Here is a 14,127-nt window from a genome sequence, read left to right as displayed (position 1 = left end):
CTTCTCGAGGTGCCAGGCATTCTCAGGATGCGAAACGAGCTGCATGAAACTCTGACACTGCCAGCTGAGCGAGAGGAATGGTCAATGAGCATGCGAACCCCTCGGTGTTGTACCGAAGCTCGGCTCTTCCGCCCAATTCTTTCTCGATGCTGAGGGACAGCAGCCGCGACCCAAAGCCTTTCGCGTTCGGTATCTGAACGACAGGGCCCCCGCGCTCCGACCAGTTGAGCGTCAAGATCATGGTCTCCACGTCCCGTTCGGCCGCCCGAACTCCCCAATCGACACGCACACAGCCATTCGGCCCGGAGAGTGCGCCATACTTGGCGGCATTGGTCGCCAGTTCATGAATGACCATGCCGAGCGCCAGAGCCTCCCGCGGGTTGAGGGACACGCTGGGCCCTTCGAGACGGATCTGCTCTTCGGAATATGGCCTGAGTTCGTGCTCGAAGAGGTCGCGCAAGCAAGCCACCTCCCATCCTCCGCGGGTCAGCGCGTTGTGTGTCTCCGAAAGTGCGACAAGGCGCCCCTCGAAGCTCCTGCGGAAGTCCTCGGCCGTCTCGGCGCGTTTGGCAGTCTGCGATGCAATCGACAGGATGGTTGCCAACGTGTTCTTTACGCGATGGTTCAGCTCATTGATCATCAGACGCTGGCGCCGCTCGCTCTCGGAGACGGCAGCGAAGGCCTCATGCCGATCCGTGACGTCAAGCACCACGCCGATCATGCGGCGGGGACGGCCACGTCCGTCTGACAGAGCGCGCCCCCTGAGATTGACCCACCGCGCATCATCGACCAAGCGATATTCGACGTCGTAGTCGGCCCCCGTGAGCAGTACGCTTTCAAATGCCTGATCCCGCTTCACCCGCTCTTCTGGCGACAGTCGGGCGAGAAACTGCTCGTGAGTGAAGCTGTCTTCCCGCCTCAGGCCGAATATCTCCTTGCCTCTCGGGGAGAGATGCAGAGTGAGAGAATGCAGATCCAGTTCCCAATAGCCGACACCGCCAGCTTCGAGCGCCGACAATATGTTGGCTCGCTGATCAGAGAGAGACGCCATCAGCGCCAGCATCAGGATCAGGAGTGTGCCACCAGCGACCGATACAGCCAGTACGTATGGTGGGGCGCCAGAGGGCTCCATCCGCACCTCGGCCGCGGGAGTGAGCTCCAGGGCCGCCATGGCCGTGTAATGCATCCCGACGATTGCCGCGCCGAGTGTCACGGCCGCTATCACGCGCCAGCGGAACGCTCGTTCCCGGCGCGCTGCGAGAAGAGCGACAGTGGAAGCTACAACAGCAATTGCCAGTGAGAGGACCACCAGACGAGCATCGTAGCCCAGGGAAACGGCACTCCGAAGCGCTGCCATGCCGACATAGTGCATCAGACAGATGCCCACCCCCATCGCGGCACCGGCAACAAAGACGTGCGTAAGCCGGGCACTTTCTCGCGCCGCGAAGAAGAATGCCCCGCCCGTCGCGCCGATGGCCAGAACCAAGGAGACAAAGGTGAGGAGGGGATCGTATCGCACGGCCGAGCCGGGATCGAATCCCAGCATGGCGACGAAGTGCATGGACCAGATGCTGAGCCCCATGGCAAGCGCGGCAATTGCCAGCCAGATAAGCCTTGTCTGCCCAAGGTGAGTTCTCACTCGCCGGAACAGATCCAGGGCTGTCCAGGATCCGAGGACGGCGACCATCAGGGATAAAAGGACGAAGATCGGATCGTGGCTTGCGTGCATGTTTGCCTGTGTTCCGGTAGCGCGGGTCCGCTACCCTGCAGAAAAAGGCGCGAACATCAAGCATGTCCGGCGTTCAAGTCGGTCTGTATGGCACGCCGTTTGGTTCAAGCGTGCGCCCTCCTCGGCGGCTGTTGCCCGATTGCATGCAGTCTCTTTACGCCCACATATCCCATCCCGTTCCTTGATCGCGGGAAGGCAATGACACCCTGTACGGTGATTGGCTGTACCGCCATGCCTTCTGCGCCTCGATCATCCCGCCAATCGCTCAACCGGATCTGACGCGTCACTGACGAGAAGCAAGGTTCGACTGACCAACGCATTGCCGCCGCGAGCGATATCTCATCGTCCCGGCGACCTTCTTCGGCAAGACGTCGCGAGAACAACGGATCGCTGGGCGAAGCTTCGCTTGTATCGGCGCCGCAGCGGCGGCGTTCCGCTGCCGGGGAATCTCGTCCGGTCGGACGGGCGACGAGTTTCCGCGCTTTCCCTTATCAACGGAAGCGTCCACGGACACGGATACCGACGGGACTGGCCGATACACAATTGCGAGGAGCCAATCGTACGTTCGGGTAGGTTGACTTCGTCGCCAGCCTGTGCGGCTTCGACTGTGCAGACGCTAAATTTTCGGCATGCCTCGGGGCGGCAGTTCTCGCTTCTGCGCGGCGATCCGGAACGGTGCGTTGGCAGCTCCGTAGCCGGCATAGCCATTGCGCCGTTCCACGATTTCGAAGAACAGCCCTTCGCCGAAGGTCGGGCTGTAAAGCTGGAAGTACTCCCCGTCCCCGTCCCGGTCGTAGAGGATGTTGGCGGCGCGCAACCGGTCGGTGAAGTCCGGAGCCAGGGCGAAGCGGGCCTCGAGGTCGTCATAATAGTTCGCGGTCACCGGCAGCGCGCGGAATCCGAGGCGCTTCAGCCTGTCCGCTGTCGTGAAGATGTCGGCGGACGCGAAGGCGAGGTGCTGCACGCTCGATCCGAAACTGTCGGCGACGAAGCGCCCCGCGAGCGTCCGGCGGTTTTCGGCACCGTTCAACGTCAGCCTCAGCCCTTCCCCCTCGCTCTCGACGACCTGACTTCGCACGAGCCCGGCGGGGTCGACCACGTCGACCATCGGCAGTTTGTGGGTCCGGAAGATCGAGGTGTAGAAGAGAAGCCAGGTCAGCATCTCCTCGTAGTTCATCGTCTGGGCGACATGGTCGATCCGCAGGAGACCGGCATCGCCCTCATCACGCCCGGTGGGCTCGAACTCGACCTCCCAGACCTGTGCCAGTTCGCTCTTTCCGTCCAGGAAGTAGATCACGCCGCCGCCGACGCCGCGGATCGCCGGGATGGCCAGTTCGCCGGGCCCCCGGCGCTGTTCGAACGGTTCGGCGCCGAGCGCCCGGGCACGGGCCACGGTTGCGGCGGCATCCTCGACCTTCAGGCCTATCGCATAGGCGGATGCCCCGTGCAGAAGGTAGGACGAGTGCGCGAAACCCTCCCTCTCCGTATTGATGACGATGTTGATGCCCTGCTGACGATACAGCGTCACATCCTTGCTGCGATGCTGCGCTGTCGGGAAGAAGCCCATCGTGCCAAGCAGGTCCGCCAGTTCGAGGGCTTCTGCCTCGTCGGCGGCGAACTCGACGAATTCCACACCCTCGATGGCGATGCGGTCCGGCATGTTGGGAACGGTGCACCGGATCCCCGGCTCGGTCCGCGCGACCTGATCCATCAGATAGACGAGCGAACGCTGCCCATCGACCGCGATCGAGCGCGGGGAGCCGCCGCGGAACTGATCGTTGAAGATCTCCAGCGACAACGGGCCGTCATAGCCCGTCGCCGCGACTGCCCGCATGAAGGCGGCCACAGGCAGATCCCCCTCGCCGGGCATGCTGCGGAAGTGCCGGCTCCAGTACAGAAGGTCCATGTCGATCTGCGGCGCATCGGCGAGCTGGACGATGAAGATCCGGTCGCCGGGGATGGACCGGATCGTCTCGACGTCTACCTTGCGCGCCAGGGTGTGAAACGAGTCGAGGATCAACCCGATATTGGGGTGGTCGGCACGGCGGACGATCTCCCAGGCATCGCGGTGATCGTTGACGTGCCTTCCCCAGGCGAGTGCCTCGTATCCGACGCGCAGCCCACGCCGAGCGGCCCGCTCGCCAAGTTCGCGGAAATCGTCGGCCGCCCGGTCGATCCCGCCGAGCGCGATCGGCGAAACGCTGGAACAGACCAGCATCAGATCCGTGCCGAGTTCCTGCATCAGGTCGAACTTGCGCTCGGCCCGGTCGAAGGTCCGGGCGCGCTGCGGCTCGGGCATGCCTTCGAAATCCCGGAACGGCTGGAAGAGCGTGATGTCCAGACCATGGTCCCTGACCATGCGGCCGACCTCTGCCGGGCTGCCGTCGAAGGCGAGGAAATCGTTCTCGAAGATCTCGACCCCTTCGAACCCGGCGGCCGCAATCGCCGCGAGCTTTTCCCGCAGGTCGCCGCTGATCGAAACTGTGGCGATCGAGGTCTTCATGCGGCCGCGTCCTGCCGGCCGAGCGCTGCCCTGAGCGCTTCCGGATCGACATCGCAGCCGGTAAACAGCCGGAATGCGTCGACGGCCTGGTGGAAGAACAACTCATAGCCGCTCATGACACTGATGCCGTGAGCGCGGGCATCCATCACGAACTGGGTGTCGACCGGGGTGTAGACGGCATCGAAGGCCCATCGCGCCGTCCGCATATGAGCCGCTGGCACGGCGCTGCCGGGGTGGCCGACCATGCCGAGCGGCGTGCAGTTCACCAGTCCGTCGGCATCCGCCGCAGCCGCTGCAATGTCCGGTGTGACGACGACACGCATCGCCGCGCCGGCCGCCTCGATCGACGTCTTCAGGGACGATGCCCTTGCCCGGTCGGTGTCGAACAACCGAAGCTCCCGGGCGCCGAGACGTTCCAGCGCGAACGCAAGTGCCTTGCCGACGCCTCCGGCGCCGGCCATCGCGACAATGCCCGGCTGCTCGCCGGGGAAGCTCTTGCGAAAGGCCGCGATGAAGCCGGTGCGATCCGTGTTGAAGCCTCGCGGGACGTCGGCGTCGAACAGGATCGTGTTGCAGGCCCCGATCTGGGCCGTCGGCACGTCATCCACTCGGATCAGGCGGACGACCGCCTCCTTGTAGGGGTAAGTGATGTTGATCCCGCGATAGCCGCTGTTGCGGCAGTGCAGGAAGACCGAGGCGAAGTCGCGCCCGAGATCGATCGGTATCAGGCGCTCATAGGTCACCTCCAGGCCGCACAGGCGCCCGGCCTCGACGTGCAGCGCGGGGGATCGAGAGCGTGCGATGTTGTCGCCGATCAGGCCTAATTGCACCACGGACACTGCCACCTCCCCACCGCCACCATCGCTGGACGGCAATGGAAACGATAGCGAGATGCTCGAAATTTTCAACCGGCATTATGCGGATCGTATGACGATTACGGATGCAAAGGCCAATCCCGAGGACAGTGGGATGTCATCCGATGGTCCCGGTCGCCAGCGCGTGCTCCACCCCGCCCTCGACATGCCGCGCAAGGACCGATTTCGCAGTGACGGCGTCCCGGTCGAGCGCCGCATCCAGCAGCGCCTTGTGCTCGCCGGCGGCGATATCGCCGCGAAACGACAGCGCAATCATCTGGTAGCGCAGGTACTTGTCGAAGACCGCCGCATGCGTCTCCATGAGCTCGCGCGACCCGCAGGCCGAGATCAGGGCCTGATGGAATTCCCAGTCGTAGCGCTTCCACAGCTCCGTCTCGCTGCGATCGCCCGCCTTCATGCGCCGCTCCATCACGGCGAGCTTGTGGTGAGCGGCGACGACGCGGCCTTCCCACTCCATGTCTCCGGCCACGAAGGAATGCTCGAGTGCATGTTCCTCGAGGAGCATCCTCAAAGCCGCCACCTCCTTCAGATTAGCGATGGAGACCGCCGCGACCTCGAAGCCGCGTTGCCCTTCAGCGGTTACCAGACGCTCGGAGGAGAGCCGGTTCAGGATCTCGCGAAGCGTGCTCACGCTGGCGCCGTAGTCGTCCTTCAGCCGTTCCAGCCGCAACTTCTGGCCGGGTGCGAGGCGACCGAAGACGATGTCCGCCCTGATCCGCCGATACGCATTCTCTCCGGTGGTTTCGATGGGAAGGTCGGCGGATGTCATGAGCATGTTCTGTTCACACGAGAAGAGAGCGTCGGACAGTTTTCGCCCCTCGGGTCGGCGGTTGCAAGCCGTGAGCAGGCTTGAACCGTCATACGAAACCATAATCACCGGACAAAATCTTGATGACGTATTGAAACTCGGTAAAACCGGTGCGAAGAATAGCCGGAGAGGTGGCTGGGAGGCCATCGGAATGTCGACCGGGAGGAGACACATGATTTTGTCCATCACACGCCGCACTGCGCTGGCAGCGAGCGCTGCCATGCTTTTCGCTCTCGCGGTTCCAGCCGCAGCGCAGGACAAGCAGCAAATCCGCTTCTCAGCCGTCTTCTCCGAGCAGGACATCCGGGCGGAGATGATGAAGAAGTTCGCTGACGCGATCGGCGACGACTATGCGTTCGAAGGCTTCTACGGCGGCAATCTGTTCAAGCAGGGCACGGAACTGGTTGCCCTGCAGCGTGGCAATCTCGAGATGGGCAACATCGCGCCCCAGGACATCGCCAACCAGGTTCCCGCATGGTCGATCCTGACCTCGGCCTATCTCTTCCGGGACGCCGATCATTTGCGCGAATTCTTCGACAGCGATGCCGGCAAAGAAATGAAGACGATGGTCGAGGACCAACTCGGCGTGCATATCCTCGGGCCGACCTATTTCGGCACGCGGCAGGTGGGCCTGAAATCCGACAAGACGATCGAGACGCCGGCTGACATGGCCGGGATCAAGCTGCGCATGCCGGGCGGCGACGCATGGCAGTTCCTGGGACAGGCACTCGGAGCCAATCCGACCCCGATGGCCTATGCCGAAGTCTATACCGGCCTCCAGACCGGTGCGATCGATGGTCAGGACAATCCGCTCCCGAACGTCGAGAACATGAAGTTCTTCGAGGTCATGTCGCAGATCGTGCTGACCTCCCACCTCGTCGGCTACGACCTTCTGACGGTCTCCTCGGACGTCTGGAACGGGATGTCGCCGGAGCAGCAGGAGGCGTTCCAGGCCGCCGCTGACGAGGCCATCGAGTGGAGCACGGCGGAGCACCTCAGGCAGGAAGAGGAACTGGCGACGTCCTTCGAGGAGCGCGGCCTGAAACTGTACAAGCCCGACGTCGAGGCGTTCCGGACCCACGCCCAGAAGATGTATTCCGAATCCGACCTTGCCACGAACTGGCCCGAGGGGATGCTCGAGCGCATCAACGCGCTCTGATCATGCCCTTTCCGTCTCGCCAGGACACCCGATAGCATCCTGCATGGGTGGCCGCGATCTGCCTCTTGGGGCGCGCGGCCACCGATTCAGGCGTGGGGAGGAGATTTTGCATCGCATGGATGCCAACAAAGCCGGCGCCTGGCTGCGCCGCCGCGCCGAGAATCTTCTTGCGCTGATGCTCGCCGTGATGTTCCTCGCCTTCCTGCTCCAGATCGTCTCGCGCTACATCCTGAACTGGCCGGTGGGCTGGACGTCGGAACTGACGGTGGTGATGTGGGTCTGGATGGTCCTCTGGGGCGCCGCCTTCGTCGTGCGCGAGGACGAGGAAATCCGGTTCGACCTCGTCTACGGATCGGTCCCCGGCCGAGCCCGAAGGATCATGACGATCGTCACTGCGATCACGATCCTCGCTCTCTATCTCGGGTCCCTGCCGGCCGTCATCGACTACGTGACCTTCATGAAGGTACAGGCGACGGCCTATCTCAAGATCCGTTTCGACCTTCTCTATTCCATCTACGTCCTGTTCGCCCTCGCGGTCATCGTCCGGTACGGCTGGATCCTCTGGACGGCATTGCGTGGCAGGACGAGCGAGCCCGATCTCACGATGCCGGGTTCCGGCGTCTGATGAGCCCCTTCTCGCTCTGCATTCTGGCGATCGTGGCCCTCAGTCTGCTCGGTCTGCCGATCGGACACGCCATGATCGGCGGCTCGATCCTCTACCTGTTCCTTGCGGGCCTCGACATGGGGACGGTCGCGGAACAGCTCCTGAACGGCATGTATACGAGCTACATCCTGCTCGCCGTTCCGCTGTTCATCCTGTCGGCGGAGATCATGAACAGCGGCTCGATGACCGAGCGGCTGCTTGCCTTCTGCAACGCCCTCGTCGGCCGGTTCCGCGGCGGCCTGGCGCAGGTCAACGTCGTCCAGAGCATCATCTTCGCCGGCATGTCCGGCTCCGCCATCGCGGACGCAGCCGGCACCGGCAAGATGATGCAGAAGATGATGACCGCTGGCGGCCGGTATCCGCCGAGTTTCGCGGCCGCCCTGACCGCGGCCTCCGCCGTCATCGGCCCGATTATTCCGCCCTCGATCCCCGTCGTCATCTACTCGCTCGTGTCGGATGCGTCGATCGGCTACCTCTTCCTCGCCGGGATCGTGCCGGGGCTGCTGATGGGGCTGGCGCAGATGGGGATCATCGCGACGGTCGCTCGGCGCCGGAACTTCCCGGTGGAGGAACCCGTCCCGCTCCGGAAAATCCCGGGCATCACCTTGCGCGCCTTCCCGGCGCTGATGATGCCCGTCGTCCTGCTCGGCGGCATCTACAGCGGCGTGACGACGCCGACCGAGGCGGCCGCGATCGCTGCCGCCTATGCCTTCCTCATTTCCGCCCTGCTCTATCGAACCGCGAGCTGGGCCGGCACGTACCGCTCGCTGCTGGCCAGCGCCCGCACGACGGCTTCGATCGGGATGCTGATCGCCGGAGCGCTGGTCTTCAACTACGTCGTGACCGTCGAGAACATTCCCCGGGCGGTCAGCGCGACCCTTGAGGCCTATGACCTCTCTCCGACGACCTTCCTGCTTGTCGTGAACGTGCTTCTCCTCGTCCTGGGCTGCCTCCTGGAAGGGACGACGATCCTTCTCATCGTGGTGCCCGTCCTGATCCCCACAGCCCAGCTTCTCGGCGTGGATCTCGTGCATTTCGGCATTCTGTGCGTCGTCAACATCATGCTCGGCCTGATCACCCCGCCCTACGGGCTGCTGTTGTTCATCATGACCAATATCGCGCAGGTCTCGCTGCGCGAGCTGGTGCGCGAGGTGACGCCCTTCCTGATCTCGATGCTCGTCGTGCTCGCCCTGATCACCTTCGTTCCCGATCTCGTTCTCTTCCTGCCGCGCCTGTTCGGTTACCAGGGCTGAGCAGGTCGCCACGCAGGAGAATCCATGACCGCCCCGATCCATGTCCTCAATGGTCCCAATCTGAACCGTCTGGGAACGCGCGAGCAGGAGATCTACGGCCGCACGACGCTCGCGCAGGTCGAGGTGCTCTGTCGCCAGGCGGCAGGCACCGTTCCACTCGAATTCCACCAGTCGAACGCCGAGCACGAGATCATCGGGTGGATCCACGCGGCGATCGATCTTCCGGCCCGCGGGATCGTCATCAACCCGGCCGCCTTCACCTTCACCTCGATTGCCATCCTCGACGCGCTGAAAATGTTTCCGGGCCCGATCATCGAACTTCACATTTCGAACATTCATCGACGCGAAGCGATCTATCATCGCTCGTTGATCTCGACGGTGGCGACCGCCGTCATTGCCGGGCTGGGTCCTGCGGGTTACCCGGCCGCCATCAAGGCGATGCTCGAACTGACAGGAGAAGACGGGTAGCCGCGTCCATATTCATTGACGTCACATCAACTCAGGTCCCCCGAATTATAGATCGGCTCCAACGAGCCACCGAGGACGGGCCGTAGGGCGCACGGATCGCCGCCCCCGACATTTCGCCGGCTCGCAAAGGTGGTCGATCCCGAGGATGCCGCGCGCCGCTGGAAAGCCGTGATGCGGGGGATCGAGCGGCAGACGGGATACCAGGATCAGCTGACACGGCGACCCGCATGACAGAGCGTTGACCAGGGTCGATGTTGGGGCCTTGTTGGCAGCCTGATGAGTGTGCGGACGTCGAGAACTGCCCATGGACGACGCCGCTAACGGCCTCGCCGAGAAGATCGCTGCCGCCGAATGCGAAAGGGCGGTCTGGGAAGCAGGCCGTAGAGCATTCCGCGCCGAAGGCGCCTCGGCTCTCGATCCGCACTCGCCGCGCTCTTCCGATCACGCTCTATGGGCCGATGGTTTCGATGCCGAGAGGAGGTGAAACGGGTGCCTGTATGATCAGACGCCCGCCAAGCGCAGTGGCTGGCGGGCGCCGGCAAGTGATCACGTTGAATAGGCGCCAGTCAGTTGTGCGGAGGGTGGCTGCCCTGGACAGTGAAGAGCCCGGCGGCAACCAACTGAAGACGAGCGGCAGACGCGACCGGCCAACGATCCCGATAATCAGGATTTCATCCAGGCCGGGTACCGGAACACATTGCACCGTCGGCGGATGGCGTAGCGCCAGACCACGAACCCTTTACAAAACCAGTATTGTAGTTATTTTAGCGGCATGACCACGATCAGCCCCAACGCCCGTGCGCTTGCCGCCCTCGGCCATGATGCCCGTCTTTCGATCTTCCGCCTGCTGGTGAAGGCGGGGGACGACGGTCTCAGGGTCAGCGATATCGGTGAGCATCTCGGCCTCGCTCCCTCGACGCTCGCGCATCACCTGTCGACGCTGGTCGATGCGGGGCTTGTCTTGCAGGACAGGCAGGGACGCGAAGTCTTCAACCGGGTCGATTACCCGGCGATGCGCCGGGTGCTCGGCTTCCTGACGTCCGAATGCTGTTCCGGCGTGGCGGTGCAGCCTGCGGAGGATGCCGCATGACGCATCCAGCAATTTCTCTTGCCCTGAAAAAACTGGAAATCCGGGGATTTGGTGATGACTGACGCGACGCTTTCCACACCCGGCCTCCGGTCAACGCTGACGTATCTCTGGCGGGACCAGCGCATATGGCTCGTTTCGGCGCTGATCCTTGCCGCGCTGGCGGTCTTCGATCCGACCCAGGCCTCGGACAGTGCGCTGTTCGCCGGTCGGGCGCTTCTGAGCACGGCGCCCTTCCTGGTGCTGTCGATCGCCATAGCCGCCTGGGCGAATGCCACCGGGGCGGACAATCTGATCGCCAGGGCATTTACCGGAGCGCCGCTGCTGATGATCGGGTTGGGAGCGCTGGCGGGCGGCATCTCGCCCTTCTGCTCCTGCGGGGTGATCCCTTTGATTGCGGCGCTATTGGCGATGGGCGTGCCACTCTCGGCGGTGATGGCGTTCTGGCTGGCCTCGCCGATCATGGACCCGTCGATGTTCGTCCTGACCATGGGCGTGCTCGATGTGGAGTTCGCGGTGGCCAAGACCGTCGCAGCCATCGGGCTGGGCCTCTTCGGCGGGGCGGTCGTCTATGTCCTGGCGCGTGGCGGCGCGCTGTCCGATCCGCTGCGCGAGGGAATCGGCAATGGTGGCTGCGGCGGATCGAAGATCCGCGCGCCCAAGCCCGTGGTCTGGCGTTTCTGGCAAGACGGCGAGCGCCGGGCGAAATTCGGCGGGACCGCCCTCGCCACAACCCTGTTCCTCGCCACGTGGCTGACGCTCGCCTTCATCCTCGAAAGCCTGATGCTGGCGTGGATACCGGCCGAGATGGTGACGGCCGCGCTAGGCGGCGAGGGTCTCCTGCCCATCGTGACCGCGACATTGGTAGGCGTGCCGGCCTATCTGAACGGCTACGCCGCACTTCCGCTGGTCGGCGGGCTGATCGAGCAGGGCATGGCGCCGGGCGCGGGCATGGCGTTCCTTGTCGCCGGGGGCGTCACCTCGATCCCGGCGGCGATGGCGGTATGGGCGCTGGCCAAACCACAGGTCTTCGCGCTCTATATCGCCCTGTCGCTCATCGGTGCCTTTGCCTCCGGGCTGATGTTCCAGCTCTGGACGATGGCGTGAGGAAGCTCCGCAAGCCTCCTGGTTTCGCCGGTCGGCACTCAGATGATCGCGTGGCGGACCTTGGCCGAGACCCATTCGCTGACCAGCACGGTGATCAGGATCAGGGCGAAGATCACCGTCACCTGGCTCCAGGCCAGCATGTTGAGCGAGGCCTGCAGGTTCAGCCCGAGACCGCCGGCCCCGACGAGGCCGAGAATGGCGCTCTCGCGGATGTTGATGTCCCAGCGGAACACGGTGATGCCCGCGAAGGCCGGCAGGACCGGCGGCACGATGGCGTAATCGATGACCTGCGCCTGGCTGGCGCCTGTCGACCGCACGGCCTCGACCTGGCCCTGGTCGATCTCCTCGATCGCCTCGTAGAGCAGCTTGCCGATGAAGCCGATCGAGCGGAGCGCGATCGCGACGATGCCGGCCAGAAGGCCCGGCCCGACGATGGTGACCAGCAGCAGGGCCCAGATCAGCGAGTTGATCGAACGCGAGGCCACGATGATGAACAGCGCCAACGGCCGCAGCACCGTGGTGCTGGGCGTGGTGTTGCGCGCGGCCAGGAAGGCGACGGGAACGGCGATCAGCGTGCCAAGCGTTGCCATGTTGATCGTGTCCCACAGCGGCTCCCAGAGCCGCGGCAGATAATCCCAGCGCGGCGGCCATGAGCGGGCGGCAAGGTCGGCCGCCTGTTGCGGCGCGTCCTCGACGAAGACCCACAGCGTGCCGCGGTTCATCACCTCCCAGCAGAAGGCGAAGAGGATCGCCAGCGCCACCCAGGCCGCGTAGCGCAGCTAGTCCGACTGCCGCGTGCGGCGTCGCCAGGTGGGTCCGTCCGATGTGCGCGAAACCGGCATCACTGCACCCGTTTGCGGATGGTGCTCGAGCCGTATTCGGCGAGCATGACGAAGAGGATGATCAGGATCAGGATCGCGCCCGCGGTATCGTAGTCGTAACGCTCCATCGAGGTGCTGAGGGTCGCGCCGATGCCGCCGGCACCGACGATGCCGATCACGGCCGATTCGCGAAAATTGATGTCGAACCGGTAGAGCGACAGGCCGATCAGCCGCGGCATGACCTGCGGCTGGATGCCGTAATTGACCAGCTGCCACCATGAGGCCCCGGTCGCGCGGATCGCCTCGGACTGCGCCTCGTCGATATCCTCGATGTCTTCGGCCAGCAGCTTGGCGAGAAAGCCGATCGTGGCGAAGGACAAGGTCATGAAGCCGGCAAACGGGCCGAAGCCGAACATGGCGACGAACAGGATCGCGATGACGATCTCCTGGAAGGCGCGGGAGACGGCGATGATCGCGCGGCAGACGGCGTAGACCGGCATCGGCGCGATGTTGCGGGCCGCGCCGATGCCGATCGGGACAGACAAGAGGATGCCGACGACCGTCGAGCAGACGGTCATGGTCAGGCTCTCCTCGAAGCCCTTCCAGATGTCTCCGGCCCGGGTGGTGAAATCGGGGACGAGGAAGCCCTGGATGAAACGGCCGGCACGGTCCATGCCCTCCATCACCCGCATCCAGTCGACGTCGACTGTCGCCGTGGCCAGGACGAGGTAGATCAGGGCGCCGCCATAGATGGCGATCCGCCAGCGCCGGTCGGGAATCAGGACCGGCGGCCGACGCCAGGTCCGGCGCGGCGCCGTTCCGCTCGAAGCTGTCACGCCAGGCTCTCCATGCGCTCTTCGCGTTGCTGCGCGAACGCAGCCACAGCGGCGCTGTCCTCGGCATCATCATCGGCGGCGGCGCGCATCTGCGTCCAGTCCTCTTCGCCGTAGATGCGGGTCAACGCATCGTCGTCGAGCGCTTCGGGCGGGCCGTCGAAGACGACTTCGCCGGCGCGCAGTCCGATGATCCGTCCGACGAACATGCGCGCCAGCATGACGTCGTGGATGTTGACGGTCGCCGGCAGCGTGCGCTCCCGGCAGATCTCGACGATCAGCCGCATGATCTGGTGCGAGGTCTTGGGATCGAGCGAGGCGGTCGGCTCGTCGACCAGCAGAAGCTCGGGATTCTGCGCCAGGGCGCGGGCGATGCCGACGCGCTGGCGCTGGCCGCCCGAGAGGGCATCGGCGCGCTTGTCGACATGGTCGGACAGGCCGACCCGGTCGAGCAGCGCGAAGGCCGTGTCGATGTCGGCCTGCGGGTAGCGCCGGGTGAAGGAGCGCCAGAAGGGCACATAGCCGAGCCGGCCGGACAGGACGTTCTCCATCACCGTCAGCCGCTCGACGAGGGCAAATTCCTGAAAGATCATGCCGATGCGGCGCCGCACCTTGCGCAGTTCGCCGCGGCCGAGCTTGGTGACGTCCAGATCGTTCAGGCGCACGCTGCCGCCGGTCGGCTCGACCAGCCGGTTGATGCAGCGGATGCAGGGGAATCGGGTGAGTTGAATTTCACGAGATGAGGCTGACGAGGAATTTTTCGTTCCACCCGGCCTTCAATCGTTTGTTTGTCATCGACAGTTTGGCGGGATTCCGCCGC

The 14,127-nt window shown here is 64.3% G+C and carries 12 protein-coding genes and 1 pseudogene; 6 read left to right on the top strand and 7 right to left on the bottom strand.

Annotated features, from left to right (window positions below; all coding sequences use genetic code 11):
• Nucleotides 1-22 precede the first annotated feature (22 nt).
• The 4 genes from VQ042_RS09495 to VQ042_RS09480 all read right to left on the bottom strand — a co-directional run bounded on the left by VQ042_RS09495 (nucleotide 23) and on the right by VQ042_RS09480 (nucleotide 5,882).
• Entirely contained in the window at nucleotides 23-1,729 is a 1,707-nt protein-coding gene (locus VQ042_RS09495) for an MHYT domain-containing protein (RefSeq protein ID WP_331818531.1), read from the bottom strand.
• A gap of 616 nt (nucleotides 1,730-2,345) precedes the next feature.
• Nucleotides 2,346-4,232 carry a bifunctional sugar phosphate isomerase/epimerase/4-hydroxyphenylpyruvate dioxygenase family protein gene (locus VQ042_RS09490; protein ID WP_331818529.1) on the bottom strand — a complete coding sequence of 629 codons (1,887 nt, stop codon included), beginning with the start codon at nucleotides 4,230-4,232 and terminating at the stop codon, nucleotides 2,346-2,348.
• On the bottom strand, nucleotides 4,229-5,065 hold the full coding sequence (locus tag VQ042_RS09485; RefSeq protein WP_331818527.1) for a shikimate dehydrogenase family protein: 837 nt from the start codon (nucleotides 5,063-5,065) through the stop codon (nucleotides 4,229-4,231). Before VQ042_RS09485 ends, VQ042_RS09490 begins: the two co-directional genes overlap by 4 nt.
• 139 nt (nucleotides 5,066-5,204) lie before the next feature.
• The gene (locus VQ042_RS09480) at nucleotides 5,205-5,882 is read right to left on the bottom strand and encodes a GntR family transcriptional regulator (protein WP_331818659.1); all 678 of its coding nucleotides are present in this window, start codon (nucleotides 5,880-5,882) and stop codon (nucleotides 5,205-5,207) included.
• Between the two features lie 205 nt (nucleotides 5,883-6,087).
• On the opposite strand from VQ042_RS09480, the gene dctP reads away from it, so the two are divergent.
• From dctP to VQ042_RS09450, 6 genes are all read left to right on the top strand, one after another.
• Complete coding sequence (gene dctP / locus VQ042_RS09475; protein ID WP_331818525.1) at nucleotides 6,088-7,074, top strand: TRAP transporter substrate-binding protein DctP; 987 nt, start codon at nucleotides 6,088-6,090, stop codon at nucleotides 7,072-7,074.
• 115 nt (nucleotides 7,075-7,189) lie between these two features.
• Nucleotides 7,190-7,699, top strand: a complete 510-nt coding sequence (locus VQ042_RS09470) for a TRAP transporter small permease (RefSeq protein WP_331818523.1) — start codon at nucleotides 7,190-7,192, stop codon at nucleotides 7,697-7,699.
• Nucleotides 7,699-8,991 (top strand): TRAP transporter large permease, encoded by a 1,293-nt coding sequence (locus VQ042_RS09465; protein WP_331818521.1) that lies wholly within the window; start codon nucleotides 7,699-7,701, stop codon nucleotides 8,989-8,991. Before VQ042_RS09470 ends, VQ042_RS09465 begins: the two co-directional genes overlap by 1 nt.
• Before the next feature lie 24 nt (nucleotides 8,992-9,015).
• Nucleotides 9,016-9,459: a type II 3-dehydroquinate dehydratase gene (locus VQ042_RS09460; protein WP_331818519.1), complete on the top strand. Its 444-nt coding sequence runs from the start codon at nucleotides 9,016-9,018 to the stop codon at nucleotides 9,457-9,459.
• A 772-nt stretch (nucleotides 9,460-10,231) separates the two neighbouring features.
• Nucleotides 10,232-10,549 (top strand): ArsR/SmtB family transcription factor, encoded by a 318-nt coding sequence (locus VQ042_RS09455; RefSeq protein ID WP_331818517.1) that lies wholly within the window; start codon nucleotides 10,232-10,234, stop codon nucleotides 10,547-10,549.
• 54 nt (nucleotides 10,550-10,603) lie between these two features.
• A complete protein-coding gene (locus VQ042_RS09450; RefSeq protein ID WP_331818515.1) occupies nucleotides 10,604-11,653 on the top strand; it encodes a permease in 1,050 nt (349 codons plus the stop codon).
• A 38-nt stretch (nucleotides 11,654-11,691) separates the two neighbouring features.
• Here VQ042_RS09450 and phnE (VQ042_RS09445) read toward each other — a convergent pair whose 3' ends face one another.
• The 3 genes and pseudogenes from phnE (VQ042_RS09445) to VQ042_RS25970 all read right to left on the bottom strand — a co-directional run.
• Nucleotides 11,692-12,432, bottom strand: a complete 741-nt coding sequence (gene phnE / locus VQ042_RS09445) for a phosphonate ABC transporter, permease protein PhnE (protein ID WP_331818657.1) — start codon at nucleotides 12,430-12,432, stop codon at nucleotides 11,692-11,694.
• 62 nt (nucleotides 12,433-12,494) lie between these two features.
• Nucleotides 12,495-13,310 (bottom strand): phosphonate ABC transporter, permease protein PhnE, encoded by an 816-nt coding sequence (gene phnE / locus VQ042_RS09440; protein WP_331818513.1) that lies wholly within the window; start codon nucleotides 13,308-13,310, stop codon nucleotides 12,495-12,497.
• A 305-nt stretch (nucleotides 13,311-13,615) separates the two neighbouring features.
• Nucleotides 13,616-14,005, bottom strand: a pseudogene (locus VQ042_RS25970) (phosphonate ABC transporter ATP-binding protein); the annotation flags it as partial.
• Between the last annotated feature and the right edge of the window lie 122 nt (nucleotides 14,006-14,127).

Origin of the sequence: Aurantimonas sp. A2-1-M11 (assembly GCF_036549475.1) — a bacterium.
Classification (GTDB): domain Bacteria; phylum Pseudomonadota; class Alphaproteobacteria; order Rhizobiales; family Rhizobiaceae; genus Aurantimonas.
Note: the sequence above shows the minus strand (reverse complement) of the source record. Positions and strands in the feature narration are given on the sequence as shown.

Coding starts and splice junctions, on each gene's coding strand:
- VQ042_RS09495 (WP_331818531.1), bottom strand. CDS start 1,729: ATGCACGCAAGCCACGATCCGATCTTCGTCCTTTTATCCCTGATGGTC.
- VQ042_RS09490 (WP_331818529.1), bottom strand. CDS start 4,232: ATGAAGACCTCGATCGCCACAGTTTCGATCAGCGGCGACCTGCGGGAA.
- VQ042_RS09480 (WP_331818659.1), bottom strand. CDS start 5,882: ATGCTCATGACATCCGCCGACCTTCCCATCGAAACCACCGGAGAGAAT.
- dctP (WP_331818525.1), top strand. CDS start 6,088: ATGATTTTGTCCATCACACGCCGCACTGCGCTGGCAGCGAGCGCTGCC.
- VQ042_RS09470 (WP_331818523.1), top strand. CDS start 7,190: ATGGATGCCAACAAAGCCGGCGCCTGGCTGCGCCGCCGCGCCGAGAAT.
- VQ042_RS09465 (WP_331818521.1), top strand. CDS start 7,699: ATGAGCCCCTTCTCGCTCTGCATTCTGGCGATCGTGGCCCTCAGTCTG.
- VQ042_RS09460 (WP_331818519.1), top strand. CDS start 9,016: ATGACCGCCCCGATCCATGTCCTCAATGGTCCCAATCTGAACCGTCTG.
- VQ042_RS09455 (WP_331818517.1), top strand. CDS start 10,232: ATGACCACGATCAGCCCCAACGCCCGTGCGCTTGCCGCCCTCGGCCAT.
- VQ042_RS09450 (WP_331818515.1), top strand. CDS start 10,604: ATGACTGACGCGACGCTTTCCACACCCGGCCTCCGGTCAACGCTGACG.